General features: G+C 46.3%; 20 protein-coding genes. 5 read left to right on the top strand and 15 right to left on the bottom strand.

Annotation, left to right across the window (positions count from 1 at the left end; translation table 11 throughout):
- Positions 1–27: 27 nt before the first annotated feature.
- On the bottom strand, positions 28–2,376 hold the full coding sequence (locus tag QFZ51_RS22630; RefSeq protein ID WP_429049186.1) for a TonB-dependent siderophore receptor: 2,349 nt from the start codon (positions 2,374–2,376) through the stop codon (positions 28–30).
- A 341-nt stretch (positions 2,377–2,717) separates the two neighbouring features.
- Between QFZ51_RS22630 and QFZ51_RS22635 the strand changes: the two genes are divergently transcribed.
- On the top strand, positions 2,718–3,563 hold the full coding sequence (locus QFZ51_RS22635; protein ID WP_429049189.1) for a class I SAM-dependent methyltransferase: 846 nt from the start codon (positions 2,718–2,720) through the stop codon (positions 3,561–3,563).
- 30 nt (positions 3,564–3,593) lie between these two features.
- Here the strand turns inward: QFZ51_RS22635 and QFZ51_RS22640 are convergent, their stop codons facing one another.
- Entirely contained in the window at positions 3,594–5,573 is a 1,980-nt protein-coding gene (locus QFZ51_RS22640; protein ID WP_429049192.1) for a tetratricopeptide repeat protein, read from the bottom strand.
- Positions 5,574–5,801: 228 nt separating this feature from the next.
- Here QFZ51_RS22640 and QFZ51_RS22645 point away from each other — a divergent pair, with 228 nt between their 5' ends.
- Entirely contained in the window at positions 5,802–6,611 is an 810-nt protein-coding gene (locus QFZ51_RS22645; protein WP_429049196.1) for a class I SAM-dependent methyltransferase, read from the top strand.
- A gap of 6 nt (positions 6,612–6,617) precedes the next feature.
- Here QFZ51_RS22645 and QFZ51_RS22650 read toward each other — a convergent pair whose 3' ends face one another.
- Genes QFZ51_RS22650 through QFZ51_RS22660 form a run of 3 tightly spaced genes read right to left on the bottom strand, consistent with a single transcriptional unit; the run spans position 6,618 to position 8,213 of the window.
- Positions 6,618–7,250, bottom strand: coding sequence for an ankyrin repeat domain-containing protein (locus QFZ51_RS22650; RefSeq protein WP_429049199.1), 633 nt, complete (start codon positions 7,248–7,250; stop codon positions 6,618–6,620).
- Positions 7,251–7,269: 19 nt separating this feature from the next.
- Positions 7,270–8,022, bottom strand: coding sequence for a DUF2314 domain-containing protein (locus QFZ51_RS22655; RefSeq protein WP_429049201.1), 753 nt, complete (start codon positions 8,020–8,022; stop codon positions 7,270–7,272).
- A gap of 11 nt (positions 8,023–8,033) precedes the next feature.
- A complete protein-coding gene (locus QFZ51_RS22660; protein ID WP_429049204.1) occupies positions 8,034–8,213 on the bottom strand; it encodes a hypothetical protein in 180 nt (59 codons plus the stop codon).
- A gap of 188 nt (positions 8,214–8,401) precedes the next feature.
- Here QFZ51_RS22660 and QFZ51_RS22665 point away from each other — a divergent pair, with 188 nt between their 5' ends.
- From QFZ51_RS22665 to QFZ51_RS22675, 3 genes are all read left to right on the top strand, one after another.
- The gene (locus QFZ51_RS22665) at positions 8,402–9,424 is read left to right on the top strand and encodes an SDR family NAD(P)-dependent oxidoreductase (protein ID WP_429049206.1); all 1,023 of its coding nucleotides are present in this window, start codon (positions 8,402–8,404) and stop codon (positions 9,422–9,424) included.
- A gap of 71 nt (positions 9,425–9,495) precedes the next feature.
- Positions 9,496–10,317, top strand: coding sequence for a helix-turn-helix domain-containing protein (locus QFZ51_RS22670; protein WP_429049207.1), 822 nt, complete (start codon positions 9,496–9,498; stop codon positions 10,315–10,317).
- Positions 10,318–10,420: 103 nt separating this feature from the next.
- Positions 10,421–10,750: a hypothetical protein gene (locus tag QFZ51_RS22675; protein ID WP_370911973.1), complete on the top strand. Its 330-nt coding sequence runs from the start codon at positions 10,421–10,423 to the stop codon at positions 10,748–10,750.
- A gap of 15 nt (positions 10,751–10,765) precedes the next feature.
- On the opposite strand, the gene QFZ51_RS22680 is transcribed toward QFZ51_RS22675, so the two are convergent.
- The 10 genes from QFZ51_RS22680 to QFZ51_RS22725 all read right to left on the bottom strand — a co-directional run bounded on the left by QFZ51_RS22680 (position 10,766) and on the right by QFZ51_RS22725 (position 22,379).
- The gene (locus QFZ51_RS22680) at positions 10,766–11,155 is read right to left on the bottom strand and encodes a DUF1801 domain-containing protein (protein ID WP_429049210.1); all 390 of its coding nucleotides are present in this window, start codon (positions 11,153–11,155) and stop codon (positions 10,766–10,768) included.
- Positions 11,156–11,208: 53 nt separating this feature from the next.
- Entirely contained in the window at positions 11,209–11,559 is a 351-nt protein-coding gene (locus QFZ51_RS22685; RefSeq protein ID WP_429049213.1) for a hypothetical protein, read from the bottom strand.
- Between the two features lie 127 nt (positions 11,560–11,686).
- Complete coding sequence (locus tag QFZ51_RS22690) at positions 11,687–12,628, bottom strand: S1 family peptidase (RefSeq protein ID WP_429049214.1); 942 nt, start codon at positions 12,626–12,628, stop codon at positions 11,687–11,689.
- Positions 12,625–13,950 carry a MutS-related protein gene (locus QFZ51_RS22695; RefSeq protein ID WP_429049216.1) on the bottom strand — a complete coding sequence of 442 codons (1,326 nt, stop codon included), beginning with the start codon at positions 13,948–13,950 and terminating at the stop codon, positions 12,625–12,627. Before QFZ51_RS22695 ends, QFZ51_RS22690 begins: the two co-directional genes overlap by 4 nt.
- 54 nt (positions 13,951–14,004) lie before the next feature.
- The gene (locus tag QFZ51_RS22700) at positions 14,005–15,336 is read right to left on the bottom strand and encodes a MutS-related protein (RefSeq protein ID WP_429049219.1); all 1,332 of its coding nucleotides are present in this window, start codon (positions 15,334–15,336) and stop codon (positions 14,005–14,007) included.
- 26 nt (positions 15,337–15,362) lie between these two features.
- The gene (locus QFZ51_RS22705) at positions 15,363–17,711 is read right to left on the bottom strand and encodes a Gldg family protein (protein ID WP_429049221.1); all 2,349 of its coding nucleotides are present in this window, start codon (positions 17,709–17,711) and stop codon (positions 15,363–15,365) included.
- 12 nt (positions 17,712–17,723) lie between these two features.
- A complete protein-coding gene (locus QFZ51_RS22710; RefSeq protein ID WP_429049224.1) occupies positions 17,724–20,066 on the bottom strand; it encodes a Gldg family protein in 2,343 nt (780 codons plus the stop codon).
- Between the two features lie 10 nt (positions 20,067–20,076).
- Positions 20,077–21,006: an ABC transporter ATP-binding protein gene (locus tag QFZ51_RS22715; RefSeq protein WP_429049227.1), complete on the bottom strand. Its 930-nt coding sequence runs from the start codon at positions 21,004–21,006 to the stop codon at positions 20,077–20,079.
- 67 nt (positions 21,007–21,073) lie between these two features.
- Positions 21,074–21,541 carry a DUF2059 domain-containing protein gene (locus tag QFZ51_RS22720; RefSeq protein ID WP_429049229.1) on the bottom strand — a complete coding sequence of 156 codons (468 nt, stop codon included), beginning with the start codon at positions 21,539–21,541 and terminating at the stop codon, positions 21,074–21,076.
- 106 nt (positions 21,542–21,647) lie between these two features.
- Complete coding sequence (locus QFZ51_RS22725) at positions 21,648–22,379, bottom strand: RNA polymerase sigma factor (RefSeq protein ID WP_429049232.1); 732 nt, start codon at positions 22,377–22,379, stop codon at positions 21,648–21,650.
- Positions 22,380–22,383: the final 4 nt, after the last annotated feature.

The raw sequence follows: 22,383 nt of genomic DNA on the forward strand, positions 1-22,383 counted from the left end.
TACAGGCTGCCAGACTACATGGATTCTTTAAAATTTAAAGGCAATGCCAAGCATCAGCCGCCGTGGCATCTGCGGGTTACCACTGGCATCCCAGTAGCGCTGATCCGACAGGTTATCTGCCTTCACAGAAAAACGGTAACGTTTTGTATTATAAAACACCACGGCGTTTAAAATGGTGTATCCCGGTACCGTAATGGTGTTAAGATCATTCCAGAAAGCACTGCTGCTGTAGTTGCCGCCAAAGCCTGCACCGAGGCCGTTTAAGCGCCCTTTTACAAAGCTATAGCTCACCCACAGGTTGGCTGCATGCGCCGGCGGGCCGGCCGGCCGCTTGCCCTCATACCCTTTATTGGTTTTCAGGAAAAAAATATCATTGTAAGCATATCCTGCCACTACGTTTAAACCAGGCAATATGGTGCCGGTAACTTCGGCTTCCACCCCACGGCTTTTCTTGGTACCATCCTGGATACTCGCCGCCGGGTTACCAGGGTCCTGGCGCACCACATTCTCCACGAGTATATTATAATAATTAACGGTACTGCTGAGCCGTCCGTTCAACAGCTCCATTTTCACACCGCCTTCTGCCTGCCGTGCATTTTCCGGTTTGAAACTGATCCCAAAAATGTCCTGTCCATACACATTATTAAACCCGGTCTGGTAGTTGGCAAACAGGGAAACTTTGTCTTTTATCACCTCATAGGTGGCGCCAAACTTTGGCGACAGCGACGTTTGGTCGTAATCGCCCGATACTTCACCCGTTTCCAGTACTTCTGTTCCTTTTTTGTTATCGAAGTAGTTGATCCGTAAGCTGAGCAATACATTTAACCTGTCGGTCAGCGAAATAACATCCGTTACATAAGCGGCATAGCTCACCGGCTTGCTGAGGGTGGTTACTGCTGCTGCTTCGCCATCTGCCAGCACTTTGGCGGCATTTATCGGCGGCACAAAGGATTTTGTATAATCCAGTCCATCTACCAGTACTGTATTTCCCAGGGGCGAATAACGGGTGTCACGGTGCAGGTAATCCAGCCCCACCAGCAGGCGGTTACGCAGCTTGCCAATTTTAAAATCGCCCGTCAGGTTAGGTTGTATGGCCAGTGATTTGGTGGCATTGGAAAAAGCGCCGTAATAGCGCCAGAGACTATCTTTCTTAAAATTCAGGAAAACATTACCGATTTCGTAGTTGTAGTCGGAGTAGTTTACATTCACATCCAGCTTCCAGTCATCCGAAAAGCGGTGGGTGATATTTGTATAAAAGCTCCGGATATTAAATACGCCACTCAGCTTATTAGAGCCATAGGATTTAAAGTAATCGCGTTGTAACTGGTTGATGTTTGTAACACCCGGCACATCGATACCGCTTACCCGCACCGGTGAATTGGCTTTCATGTTGAGAAATTCTGTACTAAAGAGAACATCTGTGCGGTCATCCAGCTTATAGGAAAACGATGGCGCAATCGTATAGGATTTTTTAAACCCGTAATCCTGGAAACCGTTGTCCCAGCTGCCGGCGGCATTAACGCGGAAGAGTGCTGTTTTATCTTCATTCAGCGGCGTGTTCACATCCACGGTTAGGCGGCTGTAGCCATAGCTGCCCAGATTGGCATCGATCTCACCGGCTCTTCTGTCGAAAGGTTTTTTGGTAACGCGGTTGATCAACCCGCCATAAGAAACACCGTTGGCGCCAAACAGCGTACCGGAAGGGCCCTTGATCACTTCTATTCTTTCTGTGTTCACCGGATCAGCGTTCACTCCCTGGTCCACATACATGCCATCCCTGAAGTTATCGCTGGCAACAAATCCACGGAGGTATACCCAGCTGTTATATCCGGGTCTTATTAACGCACCGCTAACGCCGGGAATAGCCCTCAGTGCAGATACATAGTCAACGATGGCCTGCTCCTGCAATAAAGCCCTGGATGCCACTGAATATACCTGCGGGTTTTCCAGGTTGCGCAGCTGCATTTTGGCTACATACTCACTTTCCTTATCTGCTACGCGGTACTGGTTTCCCACCACTACCACTTCCCCCAGCGAGGAAGCTGTTTCTTCCAGCTTGATAGCAGGGACACTTGTAACCACTGCATCGGTGATCACTACCGGCTGTTCCAGGCTTTTAGCGCCGATAAAAGAAACAGTTAATGTATAACTGCCCGCAGGCGCCTTTATTTCAAAATGTCCTTTTTCGTTGGTAACGGTATAATACCGGGTGGACTTTAATCCCACCGTTACGCCGGGCGCGGGTTTACCGTCGGCCGACAGCACCTGCCCCTTTATACCGGTAACGCCATTTTCTGCCTGCAGGAACAACGGTAACAGGAATAAAAGAAAGGTAGAGATGCAAAAAAAGATATAAGGTTGGCAATGTTGCTTCATATTTAAAATTTAGTATTGCAAAGAGAATACATGTGGCGCCACGGAGTTTATCTAATCCGGAATTTTACGGCGGAACAGGTTTGAGGCAACAGATGCCTGAAAAAGCAATACTGTACCTGTATTCCTTGAAGGAAACCGGAAATTGCAAATGCTCAAATCAGAAAAAAAACGTCCGGGGCTTTCCCGTCAAAAGAGCTTACTTTTGGTAAACAAATCAACCGCCAGGCCACAGCACCCCAAAACACTGATTGCCGGCAAACGCCAGGCATCAGGCACTTTCACTATCAATGGCACAAGGAGTTAAGACGAATGATTGTAATCTTTTAATTAAACCCCACATTATGGAACAAGTACTTGAACAAATCCGTGATCAGCAAAAGGACGCCTGGAATAAGTTCTCTCCCGGCTGGAAAAAATGGGATGAACTTACCATGGACTTCCTGCAGCCAATGGGCGATGAAATCATCCGTGCGCTGCAACTTAAAGACGATGATACAGTGCTGGACATAGCGGCAGGAACCGGTGAGCCAGGGCTCACCATTGCCTCAAAATTGAAGAACGGTAAGGTAGTGATCACCGATCTTGCTGAACACATGCTGGAAATAGCCCGGGAAAATGCCGCCAAAAGAGGGATCAAAAACGTGGAAACAATTGCCTGCGATGTTTGTGAACTTCCATTTGCCGACAACACCTTTGATGCTATCAGCTGCCGGTTTGGATTTATGTTCTTCCCCGACATGCAGCTGGCGGCGAATGAAATGGTACGGGTACTTAAACCAGGCGGCAGATTAGCCACCGCAGTATGGAATGTTCCGGAGAAAAACTTCTGGATTACCGCAATTATGGGCACCATCAACCGGAATATGGAACTGCCGCCGCCACCTCCGGACGCACCTGGAATGTTCCGCTGCGCAAAAGATCAGCTGATCGCTGGCTTGTTTGCACACGCCGGACTAAAAAACATCTCCCAAAAAGAAATTACCGGAAAACTGAACTGTAAAACAACAGAGGTGTATTGGAGTATGATGACCGAAATAGGCGCTCCCATTGTAGCAGCGCTCAGCAAATGTGATGAGGCCATGAAAGAAAAAATAAAGAGAGAAGTATTTGCTGCCGTAGATCAGAAATATCCCTCCGGAGAGGTGATGATCGAATCCAGTGCGCTGGTGATTTATGGAGAGAAATAATGGTGTTGTTTTATATTGATGAAAAAATTATTAAAACTCGCAGGTTTTAATCAAGCCATTGGCCAGTGTAAACTTTTTTGTTTCGCCGTCCTCTTTAATTTCAATAAACTTTTCGAGTCGTTGTGAACGACCCACTATATAATCCTCATCATAGTAGTAATTGGTGGTTTCTCGCACCGGGCCATTCTGCGAGGTATAAGAACCTGTATATACCCGCGCGGTTTTCCGTTGATTGAAACTGTGGATCAGTTGTACGAAGTATTTACCGGGTTTAAGTCCTTCGAAAGCAAATTTACCATCGGAGTTGGCAACTGCTTCGATAGAGTATTTGTTTGCTTCTTTCGACATATAAACGCCTGTTTTCCTGCTCTCTTTCTGATCGCGCAACTTATGCCATTCTTCCAGGTACGGCGTAACCGGGAACAGTTTTACGATCACCCCGGCGGCAGGGAATATTAGCCCGTCTTTTTTGGTGCAGGCTTTCCCTACAATCCTTGATAAGCCCCGGCCTAGTGCGGCTTCCGCCAACTTAGCATCAAATGTTCCCTGTGGGAATATTTCGCTCCGCGTTTTCCCGGCAGACGCAGTGATCTTTCCACCCAGGTCGGCATACTTCTTCCGGTCGAGGTCCGCCTGCTTCTTGCTGCCGATGGCATCGTAAGCATCCGCGCGGTTGAGGTAAGCGAGGATATTTGCCGGGTCGGCTTCTATGGCTTTTGTATAACTGGCTATTGCCAGGCTATATGCTTGTTTGTCGTGGTGAACAACGCCAATATTCAGATACCCATTGGAATACCCCGGGTTAATTTCAACCACCTTATTGAAATCGGCCAGGGCCAGGTCACTTTGTTTTTTATTATTCAGGTAAATATTACCCCGTTCCAGGTACGCATCGGCATATTTCGGATCCAGTGAAATGGCCTTGTTATAGTCGTTCAGTGCGGAATCCCACTGTTCCCAGCGAACGTAGGTATTCCCGCGGTTCACGTAGTAAAGCGCATTCTTTGGGTCCAGCTCAATTGCTTTGTTGTAATCGCTGAATGCCAGGTCTCCTTTTTCCAGGATAAAATAAATATTCCCCCGATTGCCGTACAGGGAGGCATCTTTAGGGGAAAGCTCAATTACTTTGGCGTAGTCGGCCAGCGCTTCTTCGTATTTTCCTTTCTTCTTATACATCACCCCCCGGTTGAAATAGGCATTATCATCTTTAGGGTCCAGTTCAATTACTTTTGTGAAGTCGGCTATTGCCTGATCGTACTGCTGCTGCCCGTAATAGGCATTGCCGCGGGTAAAATAACAGCTGGTATAAGTGGGGTTCACCGTAATGGCTTTTGTAAACTCTGCGATAGCAGCATCTGCCTGTTTCCTGTCGGAATAAATCCAGCCCCGCTTTACATAGGAAAGGGCAAAACGTGGGTTCAGCTCAATGGACTTACTATAATCTGCCAGCGCGGCTTCCTCATTCTTTGTGTTTTCATAAACAATTGCGCGGGCATAGTATTCAATAGCAGATTTTGGTGAAGCCAGTAACCTCAGCGCCTTTTCAAATGTTTTTGCCGACAGGCCGTCATTCTTCTGAAGCTGATAACCGATTGCCTGGAAAGTGTAATAGACGCCGTTATCCGGGCTAAGTTTGATGGCTTCATTAATATCCTGCTGTGCGGAGGTCACCTCATTTGTAGCAATCTTTGCCCGCCCGCGAACGGCATAGGCCAGGCCAGCGTTCTTTCCTGAGCTGATGGCTTCCCCGGCAAGAGTTTTTGCTTTTGCAAAGTTTCCTTCCATAAGCAGGGTTAACGCATTATCTGCTGTTGAGCTATTCTGACCGGAAGCGGTGGACAGCATTCCACTGATAACAAGGACGACGGCTGGTATTCGTTTCACGAAATAACGGATCATATACGTGATGTGATAGTCATTGTTGGCGTTGCCGGCAATACTGCCTGCTCCCGAAAAGCTAATAACGATATCATCCTGTTGGAAGGCTGGTGAATTACCTAACAGTTTCAATCCCGGCTATAAAAAGGCTGGTAACAGAGCCGGCTAAAGCAGCTTTTGTAACAGGGCATAATGAAAGAAGTATTAAACGCATGGCAGATAATGATTACAAACTTTCTACCATCGAAAAAACTTTCCGGCTGCGATCTCCTTCTTTAGCTAGGTAAGAAGGTAAAAGTAAGAAAAAATGTTATTTTACTACTTCAAAACCTCAACAGGCATCTTTTTAAATACACAGTTATGAATAAAGAAGTATATAAAATTACAAGAAACGACGCTTCCAACTATGAGGAACACCTGGGTCCTCTCATTTTTGAACCATCGGCCAAAGCGTTGCTGCCACATGTTGTTACCCTTCCCGCAACGTCTATCCTGGAAATAGCATCCGGAAGCGGCAGGCTCACCAAACACCTCCGGGAAAACTTTCCTGCATCTACCCGTATCACGGCTACCGATATCAACCCTGATATGCTGGAGTTGGCGCAACAGCAATTAAATCATTCTGCTATAACTTTTCAGTTGGCCGATGCGCAGGCATTACCTTTCGCAGATCAGTCCTTCGACCTGGTTGTAAACCAGTTTGGATTAATGTTCCTGCCGGATAAGCAGGGCGGCGTGAATGAAGCATTCCGTGTACTGAAGCCCGGCGGTCATTTTGTGTTCACTACCTGGGATCATACTGGCAGCATGGAATTATTTAAACTGCTGATCGACGAAACAATTATTCCCTTATTTGAAGGAGAAGATACAAGCCGCTTCCATACACCGTTCGCGCTGCATGATCCGCAAGTGCTGAACAACTACCTTAAAGAAGCCGGATTTACCAGCCATAAAGCCGTGTATCTGAAAATTAAAGGACATGCCCCTTCTGCCAAACATGTGGTAAACAGTTATTTTCACCAGCATCCGCTGGGCCGGCAGGCAAAGGAAAAGGCGCCTGCTTCCTACGATCGCGTGGCAAATGAACTGGAGCAACAGCTTATTCAACGGTTCGGACCAGCGGCTTTTGAATTTGAATTGAGCGCGCTGGCAGGCATCGGGCAAAAGTAAGTCCGTTTATTTTAACAGGTCAATTAAGTCCTTATCGGCCTCCTCAAGAAATTCCAATGGGGTGGTGCCGTCTATATTGGGAACGGTTTTGTCGGCGCCTGCTGCTATCAGCAACCGCACGCATTCAACCTGGTGATGCCGGTTTTCCGGGCCTCCGTGTTTGAGCCCGTGAACAGCCCACAAAAGCGGGGTTCCTTTAAAATCTATACATCGTTTATGAATGTCTGCGTTTTCCCGGATCAGTCTTGCTACCAGCTTATCCTGCCCTGTCCAGGCAGCCCAGTGCAAAGCCGTTCCGCCATGACAACCGGCATGATCAATAGCCGCGCCATTTTCTATGTATAAAATACCTACTTCCTCCGCATGCAAACTGGCCGCTGCAATCAGCGGCGTGTCGCGTCCTTCGGTCAACTCATTGCCATTAACGTTTGCGCCATGCGCTAAAAATATCCGGGCCATCTCCACGGCTTCCTGATCCGTATAAGTATGGGCAAATACGCCGTCACAGATCCGATGCAACGGATGGGCTTTGGTCGTATTCTTTTCATCAAAAGGAATCCCTTCATTAGCCAGTGAAGGATTTTGAGAGAGCGCCTTTTCGATTCCCTCATAGTCTTTATTGCTGATCAGTTCTTTCATGGGAGTTTAAATAAAGTTACTAAAGCAATGGAACCAGGTGTTCCCAACCAAGCTGCTTTGCAAAATCCAATGCTACTTTTCCTTTACCGGTTTTAATGGTTTTATCCGCCCCCAGCTGCAACAAAATTTCAACAGAACTCCGGTTGCCTGATATTGTTTCCCTGTGCAAAAGTGTATACCCGGCTTCGTTCTGATTAGTTATTTCCTGCGGATGCTCATGTAGAAATTTCACTAAGCTATCCTTCATATTAATACTCATAGGGTGCTCAATAAGATGTTCCGGGTGTTCCTTTTGTCCATAAACGAGCTGAATATCCTGGTAGTTCCCAAAATTCAATCCCCAGGCCTCATCATGTTGCTTACGTTCCGACTTGCCCATGGTGGACCTTAACAGCTGTATGGTAAATCCTCCATAGGTATCTCCCTGGCTGCTGAATAACCAGTCGCTGACCTGACTTAGCGGTACTTCCACAAAGTCTCCATTCTTGATATTTGTCAGCTCAGTCGGATCATTTATAAGTACGCCGCTAATCATATCGCCATCAAATTCCACTTCATTAATCCACATATGCTCTACCAGCGGAGTTGTTTGATGCGCCACATTTTGCATGAAGGCTATTTTAACACAAGCCAGGTCTAATGCAGGAACAATTCTCCGGTACTCCCAGGAAAGTTCTCTCCAGAAATACTTAAATGTTTCCTGTGCTTTATGAAAGGCTTTAATCATTTCCGGATTATCTGATTCGGAATAAAAGATGGTCTTCTCTGCCATATTTAAAATATTTATTTTTTCTTGCTAACAGTATCTATCCGGGCAACGGTGTCCGCGGATGATTGAATAAAGGTATCTTTCTTATATCCCTCAGGATTGGGCACCAATTCGCGGCTTTCATCATAGCCTTCCTTACTATTGTAGCAGCTGCAGAAACCGGTTAGCGTTATGGCTATCAATAATATTTTCATACTGCAATATAGGAAAAGATTGATTTGAACTAATTCCGAAATTCCGCGATGATCAGACTGCGGAGCAGATGCTTAATGACTGTTACCAAACCGGATAATAAATGACGTTTTAAACAAAGTACTTTGACGTTTTAAACAAAACGGTTTCATCGGGCTGTCGCTAGCTTTGTTTCATAAAATTTAAAACGATGAATTTAAAAGACAATTATAACGGCGCCCTTCAGCAACCAATCCACTCCGGGTTTAACGCCACCTCTACCGTACACGACGTGATAAAGGGTATTGACCTCAGCGGTAAAACAGCTATTGTTACCGGCGGCTATGCAGGCATAGGACTTGAAACTGTTAAAACGTTTGTTGCCGCCGGCGCAAAGGTGACAGTACCCGCCCGTGATATCCGCAAAGCGGCCAATAATCTACAAGGGATCAGTAACGTAACCATCGAAGCAATGGATCTTATGGACCCTGCGTCTATCAATGCTTTTGCAGAAAAATTCCTTTCTGCCAATAATACACTGGATATACTGGTTAATAATGCAGGTATTATGTGGGTACCTCTGCAACGCGATAAACGGGGTTATGAGTCACAACTTTCCACCAACCACTTAGGTCATTTTCAGCTAACAGCAAAACTCTGGCCTGCTCTGAAAAGAAGCAGTGGTGCGCGCGTGGTGAATGTATCATCATACGGTCACCAGATGGCGCCCTTCAATTTTGACGATCCGAATTTTAGCTCCCGGGAGTATGAAACATTGCAGGGCTACGGACAATCAAAAACAGCGAATAATCTTTTTACGGTGGAACTTGATCATCGCGGCAAAGTGTTTGGCGTACGTGCTTTTTCCGTGCATCCCGGATCGGTAAATGGTACGGACCTCGGTCGTGTTGCGCCCATAGCCCTGTTCCAGCAAATGGGTACGCATGATGAAGCGGGAAATATCCGGCCGGAGGTTGCGGCCACACTCAAAACGATCGAGCAGGGCGCTGCAACATCCGTATGGTGCGCAACTACCCCCCGGTTAAATGACATAGGTGGCGTATACTGCGAGGATGCAGACGTAGCCGGACCGGATGAAGGAAATATTGCACACAACTATAACGATCCTTCTTCCCTGAGAGGCGTAAAACCTTATTCGGTGGATGCTGAAAATGCCAGGAAGCTGTGGGCATTAACGGAAAAACTAACGGGTATTGCATTTCCTGTCAAGTGATAATTACCCACAATTAAAATCTTCTCTCACAAGCCGAATTCTTATATTCGGCTTAAATCTATTGTTAAAAAATGGAGTTTGAAACGAAATATATTACGCCGGATATCAAGCTGTCGGAGTTTAACGGCAAAGGGTTCAAAACGGAAGTAATATTTGAACACCATATCCTGGTTTGGTTTATCTCTGGTGAAACAAAAATTATACAGGCTGATGCTGCCTATACTTTTAACACCGGCGATATTTTCCTGATTCCACGCAATCAATTGACAACGGTGATCAATTGCCCGAAAAACGGGATGCCGCATAAAGCAGTAGCCATGCATTTAACCAAAGAAAGGCTGCGGGATTTTTATTCCCGGCATAAAGCAGCCGGGCGAACGGCCTCCCATTCAAAAATATATCACTTCTCCAAACACCCGTTGCTGGAAAGTTGTCTTGCTTCCCTGATCCCCTATTTTGATCTGGGTGAAAACCTTCCGCGGGATATCGCTGCTATTAAAATTGAAGAAGCCATCAGCATACTGAGGTCTATCGACAAAAGCGTGGATGGCCTCCTGGCCGACTTTGACGAGCCGGGGAAAATAGATCTTTCCGATTTTATGGAGCGGCATTTCATGTTTAACATGACGATGGACCGGTTTGGCTACCTAACCGGCCGGAGCCTGGCGACTTTCAGAAGGGATTTTAAAAAGACCTATCATACCACGCCGCAAAAATGGCTGACAGAAAAAAGACTGCAGCTGGCGCATTATCAGATGTCGGAAAAGAAGCGGAAACCCATTGACGTTTATTTTGAAGTAGGCTTTGAAAACCTGTCGCATTTTTCAAGTGCATTTAAAAATTATTTCGGGTATCCGCCTAACGCGCTATTCAATAACAGTGCCCCCCGTTGACCTTTTTGCTTTAAACTGTCCGTTTTCGGACACCCCGCGCCCGTGTATGAACAATTACAGGAAACAATTATACATAAGTGATGTATGTGCATACTGCCCGGATATGGCAACCTTCTTGCGGAAACGCTTGTATAACAACAACACCATGAGCCACATCGTGATTCCTATTCCCCCACTCCCGGGTAAGCAGGAGATTGAAGTTGAAGTGACCATCAACAACCAGAAGCAGCAGCTGCACTACCGGGTAGAATTGTTTTACTGGGACGATTGTTCCAATCCCATGGGCCACCGGGCAGATTGTATCAGTGAAATGCTGTCGCATCACGATCCGGAATGGACCGTATATTATATCGGCGCACCTACAGACAAGTTTGTGCCGATTACTTTTGTGAGTAAAGAAAGCAGGAAGTTATTGCAGCGGGTTACGGTATAGAAAGCTAAAACGCTGCTACAGCAATCGTTCCAGCACACCTTTCCGCCTGACGATATTTTTATAATCCCATTGGATCTTTGTGCCTTTTTCGAGCCAGCGTTTTAGCAGCCCGGTGTCTATCTGTTTTACATCGGTGTACCGCGCCTCTGCGGCCTTGAAAGTACCTTCCGGTTGCAGATCTTCTTCCTCAAACGATTGTCCGCTCCAAAATAACAGGCGCACACTGTCTTTTAATTTACTGTACCCAACAATGGGATTGCCATTCAGGAACCACACCGGGTGCCGGTGCCATATTTTACTTTCTGCGTTGGTCAGATACTTGTTAATTTCCCGGGCCAGCTTATCGCCAATAGCCCTATCTGCGGCTGACAATGAATCATTGTAGGCCTGTATTTCTTTGTTCATATTGCAGGTTTTGTAAACGAAAACAATAGGCTCAAATAAAAAATACAAATAAATTATTCAACAAAATGCCAGCACACACCTGCTATATCAATAATATTCACTTCTTTTCCGTAAGGCTGCTGTGTTACTTCACCGATCCGTATCCCGAACAGATCCGGCAGTTTTTTATCGATCACTTCACTTCTGAATTCACTTACGCTTTCAACCTGTACAGTGATCATAAAGTTTTGGGCAAAGTCAGGAACATCGTAGTCCTGCAAAATAAACCGGCAGCCGTCTTTCTCAAAACCGGCATAACCTGGTGCCTCAAAACTGATACTAAACCCTAACGCTGAAAATAACTGCTTTGATCTTTCAAAATCACTTCCCGAAGGAACAAATGGTTGCAGGGAAAGAAATTTCATACATTACTTTTTATAGTGTAATCAATAAAGCCTGGGATGAAATCGCCTTCCGGATAGTATTTCCCATTTTAATCTCACATCTAAATATAAGACTATCTGGAAATTACCGACAGATCTTTTGAAGATTTTAATTGCCCAGCAACTCCAATAATGCACTCACGGGCAAAGTATCCTTTATCACCATTTGCTGGTGCCCTGTAACGTTACCTGTATCGTCTTTAATCATGGATCCCAGCGGCATGGTAGCCGAAATTATTCCAACAAGATTACCGCGTTTGTCCAATACTGGTCCCCCGCTTGAACCCACGCCATAGTCGGCGGTAATCTCCATCCGGATGGGCGGCTTACCCAGTGGATTATAGCCGGCCGCTGTCTGCCGGGCACTGATGGTCACATTTCTTGCTACCATTCCTTTACTGAAATAATAAAAATAACCGGTAGGATGGGAAATGCAGTAAACGGCCGCCCCTACTTCCGCAGGCTTCCCTATCGGTACCGGCAGGAGTTTATTACCATTGGTATTCACCTTGAAAACGGCGAGATCATTGTTTTGGGAATAGGCGAGTATCTTTTCTATGAAATAGAGCTGTTTGTCCCAGGTAATAATAAAGTAAACGCTGTCTTTCACAGCATCCGGACTATCATTTACAATAATGCCTTTCAATACATGATAGTTGGTTACACATATCCCATCGGCGTTTAGCGCGAAAGCAGTGCCTGTTAAAGCGAACGATAACGGGTCTGTGCTGTTCACGGTCTTCTGCAGTTTCCCCACAATGAATACACTGCTTTTCCTCCTGGCATAAATTTCTTCATCGGCCAGTGCCTTGGTGGTGGCGGGAAGGAGTTTGATTTTATTTCCTGCCGGAGATGCTTCGTCGGCCAGCAGTGCTGTGCTGTCCTTCAAATCCTGTATCATGGCACTTTTACCGGGAGGCATAAATTTCAAGCCACTATAGTAGTGCTGATAGCTGGTGTACATATCGGCGGTAGATGAACTTTGCGCCCCGGCCCGCAATAATCCGGATACTATAAGGATGCCCGTTAATAAGCATGTATTTTTAGTCATGATGATTTGTTGTACAACAGTTCTAAGATACCTTCGTTGCGGATAATCATCATCCCTTGCCGGTCTTCCGTAATCCCTTCCTGCAACTGGTAAGTATAACGGGGATAAGCGCCATCCATCACCGTAGGCATGTATACAAAATGAATATTGTCGCGGTACTTCAACGCTTCGCCCACTTCAATAATATGTGTAGAAACGATGAACAGGCATTCTTCGTAACCGGAAAAACCCTCCGTTACAGCAAGTGTACCGTCGTAAGCATCTTTTACATTCGTTCCTTTAAACAGCTCATCAAACATGAGCAGCAGCCTTTTGCCGCTCGCCGCCGCTTCCGCGGCCTGTTTTACTCTTACTACCTCGGCGTAAAAATGGCTGTAGCCGAGACCGATATTATCTGCCACATTGATGGAGGTATATAATCCTTCCCTCACGGAGAATTCCATGCGCTCCGCCGCCACCGGGAAGCCCATGTGCGCCAGGTAACATCCGATACCCACCGATTTCATCAGCGTGGATTTACCTGCCATATTAGCTCCTGTGAGGAATAATACATTACTGTCTGCATCCATGAAGATCCGGTTGCCTACGGCCCCGTCGATACATGGATGGGCAAGCCCCGAAGCCGATAACACATTGGCTTCCGGCGGCAGCGCCCGGGCATAGCTGAATGCTTTTTCTGCCGCCACAGCGCTCACGGAAATGTATACATCTGTTTCATAAATAAATTGTAAAATATCTTCCATTTGCCGGTGCAGCCTTCCCTTCAACAGATGATCGTAACTGGCTAAGGTTTTTATCGGCAATGCCTGGTAGATGTCGATATTCCGAAGGATTTCAATCCGCCTATCCGATAAGATATCCTTCATTGCCTGCACACGGGAATAATAGGGATTTTCCGCCGGATACATAGCTGTTACAAAAGCATGGCACTTGTTCAGGGTAATGATAGTTGCCTGTAATCCCTGTACATTTTTTTTATACTGTTCGTCCCTTGTCAGCGTAGAAAGCCATTTTTTAATTAGTGTACCAGCCAATACCAGCGCAGCATTTTTATTCGCCTGCACATCAAGGTACTCCCGCATAAGGCTTACCTGCTGCACATCAAAGGGGAAAGAGAGCTTTGCCTGCTGGAAATACTGAAAAATACTACTCCGCTCATTGATCGCGGTTTCACTATTCAAGGGAAAGCGGAACATGTTGTCAAGCAGCTGCTCTCCACCACGCGTTTTTACGCGGTTAAATAAATGATATACTGATCCCTGCCGGAACTTACCCAGCAGGTTCAGCTCATCAAGGGTTTGTTTGTCGATTCCAAAACTCATACGAACAGTTATTTTTTTTACCGGTGATTAATTCCCAAACGGCTCCTGGCTGATTTATACTGGCTTCACCTTTTGAGATGCTAACTCCGGCGCTCTTTTCTTCTTCCCTTTCTCCAGTATGTTCAGGATATCTTCATTACGGATGATCACCATGCCGTGCCGGTCATCTGTAATACCTTTTTCCAGTGTGTAAGTATATTCCGGTACATGGTTGTTCATTCGTGTGGGCAGGTAAAGAAAGTCGATGTTGCTTTTTTTCTTAAGCTCCTCTCCTGCTTCCACGATATGCGAGGAAATAATGAACATGCTGTTTTGTTTTGTTGCAAAGCCATTTGTAACAGCAACAGTGGCTTCATGGGCGTCTTTTACATTGGTACCGCGGAACAGTTCATCGAATAAAATAAAAAATGATTGCCCCGAGCTTAACTCTGTCGCCATTTTTTTCACCCTCAGTACCTCCGCATAAAAATGGCTGGCGCCCATGCCCAGGTTATCGGGCAGGTTCACCGTGGTATAAATACCATCCATAACGGAGAAGGTCATAGCTTTTGCAGCCACCGGGAATCCCATATGCGCCAGGTACAAAGCGGTACTCAAGGAACGGAGAAAGGTGGACTTACCAGCCATATTGGCGCCGGTCAGAAAAATCACATTCTGTGCAGCGTTCATCGTAATATCATTGCCAACCGGGTTCTTTAATGCGGGATGATATACGCCTTCCAGTTTGAGTTCGCACAATCCCTTGTCCAACGCCTTTGGGAAAATAAAATTCCTTTCTGTAGCTGTTTTGGCAACAGACATATACACATCCAGGTAGTAGATACAGCCTAACAATTTTTCCACCTTGGGCCGGTCGCTTACCCTGAACAGGGCATCATAAGCCGTAACAGCACCATAAGACAGTTTTCCTTTGGGTTGTTCTTTGAGTGCAGGTTCAAAAACAGGATCCGCCAGCAACCGGGTAATGGCTTCACACTCCGATGCGTAAGCAGGTATATTTTTCACATCTGGCTGCTCAACAAATTTTTTCGTAAGCCGGATAAGCTCTATTACCGCTCCCACCCCATTTTGCACCTCTTTTTCACCGAGTAAGGTTGGATCGTTTTTGCTTTTTGCATTTTTTTCCCCGCTGATAAGATACTTCTCCGCCATGTCAAATAACGAAGCATTGTAAGGGAAGGACATGCCCAGCCGCGCAAAATTTTCGATGATGCTGCTGCGCCGGTTGATAGTGTCCTTATCAGACAAAGGGCTGCGGAACATCTCTTCCAGTAAGGCCTCGCCGCCCCTGGTGTGCGAGCGGTTATAGATATCATAAATCCCGCTGCCGCTTTTCTTTCCAAATATTCCAAGGTCGTCTATGGTTTGTTCGTCGGTTCGTAACATCTGATGTGTATTTAGTAGAAGTATGCTTATTTGCGTTTCCTGCGGATCAGTAGTATGGTGCCCAGTAACAGTATCACACCCGGCAGCACCCATATGTATACAATTTTCTGTACACCGGCAATAGCCGCATTGATCTGTAAACGGGTATCTTCCGGTTGTGGACGCGGTGTATAAACAGGGTACTGGTTATAGTTTAACCAGCTATAAAGTGCCCTGCCAACAGAGTGGTCCCCCGTCTGGTTGTTACTCAAAAAATCGGCATCGCCACACACAACGATCCGTTGCTCTTTCCCATGAATGGACCTTGTTAATTGCACCATGGTGGGAAAGGAAGCTTGTTTTATATCGCCTGCCAGCGGGTTAAATGGAGGAAGCGTGGAATCCGTTACCAGGTCGCCCGCTTTCAGCCATACACGACCAGGACTGGTCATAGCCAAGGGCGCCACCTTAAAGGTGCTATCCCCGGCGTAGGAAATTCCCGCAACCCCGCGCATCAGCGTTTGTACTGAATCAGGGGTATTATGCGCCTGTAGCATCTTCCGCAAGTACAGCACCAGAGGCTCTTCAGCAAGACCGGCCGCTGTTGCTGTGAGATAGGGCATTACCCTGTCGGGGGTTTCATTATACGTTGGCTGCACCAGCTGCCCATTCATCAGTTGCACGCCGATTTGCTTCAGCAATGGGTTGAGTACATATTGTTTGCCGGGTTCACCGGTGATCAGCATATTACCACCTGCATCGATATAGTTTTTAAGTTTATCATGCACAGCAGGACTCAGGTCCATTTTGGGATCGGCCAGTATAAGTGCCGTAATCCCCTCCGGAATATGCTGCGTGGCAAGGTTGATGGTATCTACGTCAAAGCCCATATTCACCAAAGCATTGCGCGCTATTTTTAACGTGGTATGAAAAGCATATTCCCGCTCCCCTTTTTTATAAATATTGCGCTCAAGCTCGCCGCTTACAAATAATAACTTTGGTACATCTCCATATAATAAATGCTTAAGGGCCGCATTCATGTTCTGCTCATCGGACCATACAAAATTATCTTCAAAAGTGCGCAGGTATTCGGTGCGTCCCTTGTATTTTAATTGCATGATCAGGCGATAGCCCTCCGGTTTAAGATCAATCATCCTGCGCATTTCTTCCGGTGTCTTAAACATCGACAAGTCCATGTCCAGCGATTCTGCAAACTCCGTTGCAATCTGTTTCAGGCTTTTACCAGGAAGCATTTTATACAATGCGCTGTCCGTTGCTTTAGCGTCGTTATCGTAATAGTATTCATACTTAAATGAGATACCGGGCTTAAAACGTAAGTAGGCTTCCCAGAAATCGCCCAGGTAATTTACATTCCGCACGTCGGGAAGTCCACTAGATACCATGCGGTCTACCAGGTTGGTATACAGCGTAACCTCCAGCGTGGTATCACCCATTTCCTTCAGGAGCTGCTGTGTACGGGGATGTATGGTATTCATTTTGGTGGCGGAGGTATCCCAGTAACCGGTGAGTGCCGGGCGGGAAGTGACATAGCCTATTATAAGGGTTGCCGCAAAAACGCCTGCAAAGCGGCCTGCTTTTATGTACCAGGGTTTAACTTCCCTGCCATTCCTTAGTTTTATCAGTGTAAAGCCAACGAACATCGATGAAACCACTATAAAATAGATGACATCTTTTGTGGTGACCAGTCCCTGCAACATTTTCCCGGTACGGTTTTGAAGAGACAGGAAATAGGTAAGGTCCCTTACAAAATCATATTTCTGCCACAGTCCACCGATCCGGCTGAGGATAAAAATGATCGTAAAACTGGCGAGCGCCGATACGATCTGGTAAGTGGAAAGACTGGACATAAATAACCCGATGGCTGAATAAGCAGATACAATCAGGTAAAAACCCAGGGCGGCAGAAAACAATATGCCGTAATCAGCATCTTTAATATTAAAAATTCCGGTGATCATAAAAATTCCGATGATCCCTATCAGCAACAGGCTGTAAAGCATAATACCCAGGTATTTTCCCAGTACAATCTGCCGCAGCTGAACCGGCGAAGAATACAATAACTTAACCGTCCCGTTATTGATTTCCCGGCTCACCAACCCCATTGTGAGCAAAGGGATAAAGAGATACAGATTTCCTATCGCACGGGAGAATATGCCACCCATCAGGAAAACCTTGAGGGTTAATGATTCCGTCGCCATCGATATTCTGGGCATGGGATTGTTTTTCAGCACCATATCCTGGTAAAGTGCCAGGTCATAAACAGGACTCGTATACACGAGCGCACATTGCACCAGGAACACGATGATCAGAAACCATGCAATGGGTGAGTAAAACAGGTACCGGAATTCATTCTTTGCAATTCTAAATAATAACTTCATGGGTGCGCTTATTTATTTCCTTTTTCTCCTGATCAGCAATACAGTGCTCAGGAAGATTAATATACCAGGCAATACCCACAGGTATGCTATTCTTTGTACCGTTGCCCTGGCCGGGCTGAGCAGCAGCATATTGTCGCTGGCATACGGATAGATTGAGTAAAGCGGCATACGGCCATCACTCAGCCACCAGTAGAATGTCCTGCTCACCCAACCCGCGTATGATACCCTGTCGCTAAGAAAGTCGGCATCGCCACACACAATCATCCGTTGTTCCTTGTTATTGATTTGCCGCGTTAGCTGAATACAGGTAGCAAAAGCGTTAAACTGAATGTCGCCTTCCTGCGGACTGAATACCGGGGCAACGGAGTCCGTTACAAATTTTCCGGCTTTTGACCATACGGCTCCGGGAACCGTTGCAAACAATGGTTTTGCGGTAAAGCCGCTATCCGATGAATAAGCAATTCCCATAGCGGAAGGCATCTGTATTTTTAGCGTGTCGTCATACACGCCGTTGGACCATAAACGATTCATCAGCAAGGCGGGTTCTTCATGCGCAATACGGAGGCCTGCCGCCGTCATATAAGGCGTCACCATATCCGGCGCATTATTATAGCCGGGCTGTGCCAGCTTGCCGTTCACGTACTGAACGCCGGTCTCCTCAAGTACGGGGTTCAAAATATGTTGTTTACCGGGTTCGCCCAGTATCAGCATATTACCCCCCCTGCTTATATAGCTTTTAAGTTTGCTCAATGCAGCAGCGCCTAATTCCATTTTTGGATCGGCCAGTACCACCGTGGTCACATCAGGCGCAATGTCCTGTGTAGACAGGTTAACGGTGTCCACATCAAAGCCGGTATTCACCAATGCCCCGGAATTATCGTTGTTTATTACCTGGAGGAACAACTCCCGTTCTCCACGCTTGTAAATACTACGTTCCAGGTCTCCGCTAACAAAGGCTACTTTCGGCATTTTAACACCACGCAGCCTTTCCAGTGCTACATCGATATTTGCAGGGCTGGGCCATTCGACACTGCCATATGTCCGCAGGAAAACAGCGCGGTCTTTATATTTCAGTTGCATCACAAGGCGGTAACCTTCCGGTTTAAGATCAATGAGCTTGCGCATCTCCGCCGGAGGCTTAAAGGAGGATACATCCACTTTGAGCACTTTCGCTACTTCCCCTGCTATCTGTTCCAGGCTCTTTCCCGGAAACTGTTTGAAAACAGTGTTGGTCGCATCGGTGCTGTCAACATCGTAATAATATTCATACTTAAAATCGATGTTCCAGTTAAAACGGAGATAATTTTCCCAGCAGCGCTTCAGGTAAATATTGCGCCATTCCGGAAGGCCATGCTGCGCAGCGGCACCAAGTAAATTGGTGTACAGCGTTACTTCAAGCGGACTATCGTCGAATGATTTGATAATTTTCTGTGAGTGCGGAAGGAGTGTATTGATTTGCCCGGCGGTGGTATCCCAATACCCGGTAAAGCGGGGACGCGAACTGATGTAGCCCATCAAGAGGCCCACCACGATCACTGCCACGTATCTGCCGGCTTTTACAAACCAGGGTTTGGCTTCACGCCCGGCCTGCAGTTTTAATAACGTAAAACTGATAAACAGGTAGATGATAATAAGATAGTAGATCACGTCTTTAGTAGTGATCAGGCCGATCACCATTTTTTCAGTACGTCCCGCAATAGAAAGGAACCAAGTAAGATCTCTTACAAAATCATACTGTTGCCATAAGCGCCCGATACTCATCAGTACAAAAAACACCGTAAAACTGGCGATGGCAGACACAATGGGATAGGTTGTCAGACTGGACATGTAAAAACCGATGGCCGTAAAAGCGCACAACAACAGGTAAAACCCAAACAGTGTCGATAATAGCGGGCCATAGTCGAGCGATTTGATATCGAAAAACCCGGAGATAATAAAAATGCTGAGGATAAGGACCAGCAGCAGGTTATAGATCATCAATGCAAGATACTTCCCAAGGATGATCCGGCTTAATTTAACCGGTGAAGAGTACAGCAGTTTAATGGTCCCGCTGTTGATCTCGCGGCTGATGATCCCCATCGTAAGAAGGGGCACAAACAAATAGATGCTCTGTAATACATTGACCAGGATACCGTCGCCATCCAGGAAAATACTCGAAGTCCCGGATTGCGTGGCACGCCAAACCCAGTTAGGATCATTGGAATACGCCAGGTGGGCCAGCTTGGCCCAGGTATAAGTGGTGCCGGTATAAAAATACGCACACATCACCAGGAAAACAATCAGCAGAAACCAGGCTATTGGTGAATAGAACAGGTTACGAAGCTCATTCTTTGCTATTTGAAATATCGTCTTCATTAGTTGCGCTTTATTGTGGAGACTGGGAGGATAGTTGTTTGAAAACATCATCGAGCAGGCCCTTGTCAAGCGCTATCTCTTTTAACTTCCACCCCTGTTCCACACTCGCCCTTATCAGCCGGTCCGAAATATCTTCATGACTGCCATCGAAATAAACCCTCGCTTGTTTGTCCGTCATAAATTCCACCTGGGTAACGCCCTGAATTTTTAACAGGTCGCTTTTCGGCGGAGGGTTGTCCATGCGTAAAAGCATAATTTTCGACTGCACATAATTATTGAACGCATCCATACTGTCTGAAAACACCATCCGGCCCGCCTCTATCATGATGATCTCTTTGCAGAGCAAATTGATTTCGGACAAGATATGCGAGGATAAAAGCACAGAATGATCGATGGCTATTTCCCTGATCAGTTTTCTGGCTTCAATCAACTGGTTGGGATCAAGCCCGTTGGTAGGTTCGTCCATCACCACAAGTTTGGGCTTGTGGATAATAGCCTGCGCAATACCAACCCGCTGACGGTAGCCACCTGACAGGTTTTTGATGAGCCGGGAGCTGAAGTGTGTGATGCCGCAACGTTCCTTGGCTTCTTCCACAGCCGGTTTGATCTTATCATTTTCCATCAGCCTGAGTTGCGCGCAGTAGGTGAGGTATTCGTCGATAGTGAGATCCGTGTACAACGGAGGATTCTGCGGTAAGAACCCGATCTCTTTCTTCGCCGCCTCCGGATGCTTTCTGAGATCAATGCCATTGATATACACGCTTCCTTCCGTTTGATTCAGCACACCGCAAATAATATTCATGGTGGTAGATTTGCCGGCGCCGTTTGAGCCCAGCAAGCCTACTATGCCTGATTGCCCCACCTCAATATTGATGTCGCGGATGGCCCAGGTACTGGAATACCGGTGAGAAAGATTTTCCGTTCTTAAAATGGAAGTCATAAATTTATTCGTTTGACAATTTGCTTGTTAAATACGTTGCGCAATAACGGCGGTTTGTACGGTACAACTAACGGGTCTGAGGACCGCCGGCAGCAGGCGTATTTAATTTATTCAATTCTTCCGCGTGGGCCTGCAGGTTGCTACTCATCATTTGCGCCGATTCCATCTGTAACTGGGCAGCAGTGGTCAGCTGTTTCTTTCCGGCCGATGTTTTGTAAAATGCTGTCAGCACTTCTATTTCTTCCGTACTGTAATATTTTGCGTACAACTTCAGCAGGTCATTTTTGCAGGCCGGATACGACGCGTATTTGATAAAAAAGGCCCGCACTTCTTCCTTCTTTCCAGCCAGTTGCGGCGAACCTGCAGCGGTTTGGTCGGCCGCCACAATAGCTGATTGCTTATAGGCTTCTTCCAGGTTCATCGCAGCAAACAGCTGCTCTATTTTCTGGTACTGTTTTGTATTATCCTGTTGTGCGTGTGCAGCAAATGTTCCGCAGATCATCATAGCGGCCAGTAAGAGTGTTCTTGATCTCATGTTTTTTATATTAATTGTTGAATAATTTCTTTTTCTTTAGGCATAGCGAATCCTGTTTCATGAAATGCTCCATGAATTCATTCACCCATCCGGATCAATGACGGCCTTATTTCAGCGCCAGTTTCATTAATTCGGACACACCTGATTTTAAAGGGAATATTGGTTTGCCGTTTGCCTGTTGCTGTATAGTATATAAACTATCAGACTTCACTTTTGTACTAGTGCGATTAAAAAATATATTGTTAAAAACGAAAAATAAAATGAAGAGGGTAACCCCGCCAATATGTTCTTTTATATATTGAACGGCTCTGCCCAGATGGTTTTTAACAGTATGCGGAGAGATCTTCAAATGATGCGCAATTTCATCCCTGGAGAGCCCGCCCACTTTGCTCAGGTGGTATACGGCCTGTTGTTGTTCAGGTAGCCGGGCATATATTTTATTTAAAACAATCCTGTTTTCTTTTTGTACCAAACGCTCTTCCACTTCGGTAGAAAATTCCTGCTGCGATGTACGTAAAGAAGCATATACCCTGGTTTTGCAGGACTCTCTTTTCAAATGTCCCATGGCCAGGTTAGTGGCCACTCTATATAACCAGCCGCCCACATTATCCGGTGTGATTGCCACCCGTTTTTCCCACAACCGCAGGAAAGTTTCCTGTACAATATCCTCCGCTGTTTGCCGGCTCCGGGTGATATAAGTAACAATGGTGAGCAGCTTCGTGGAATAACATCGTACGATTTCATTAAATCCTGCTTCGTCTTCAAAACACATACGATCTGTTCCCGCTTCATTGGCGGGACGTAACTGATTTTCTATCGACTGGTTCATCGTTATCATGACG

It is taken from the genome of Chitinophaga sp. W3I9 (assembly GCF_050434025.1).
Lineage (GTDB): Bacteria > Bacteroidota > Bacteroidia > Chitinophagales > Chitinophagaceae > Chitinophaga.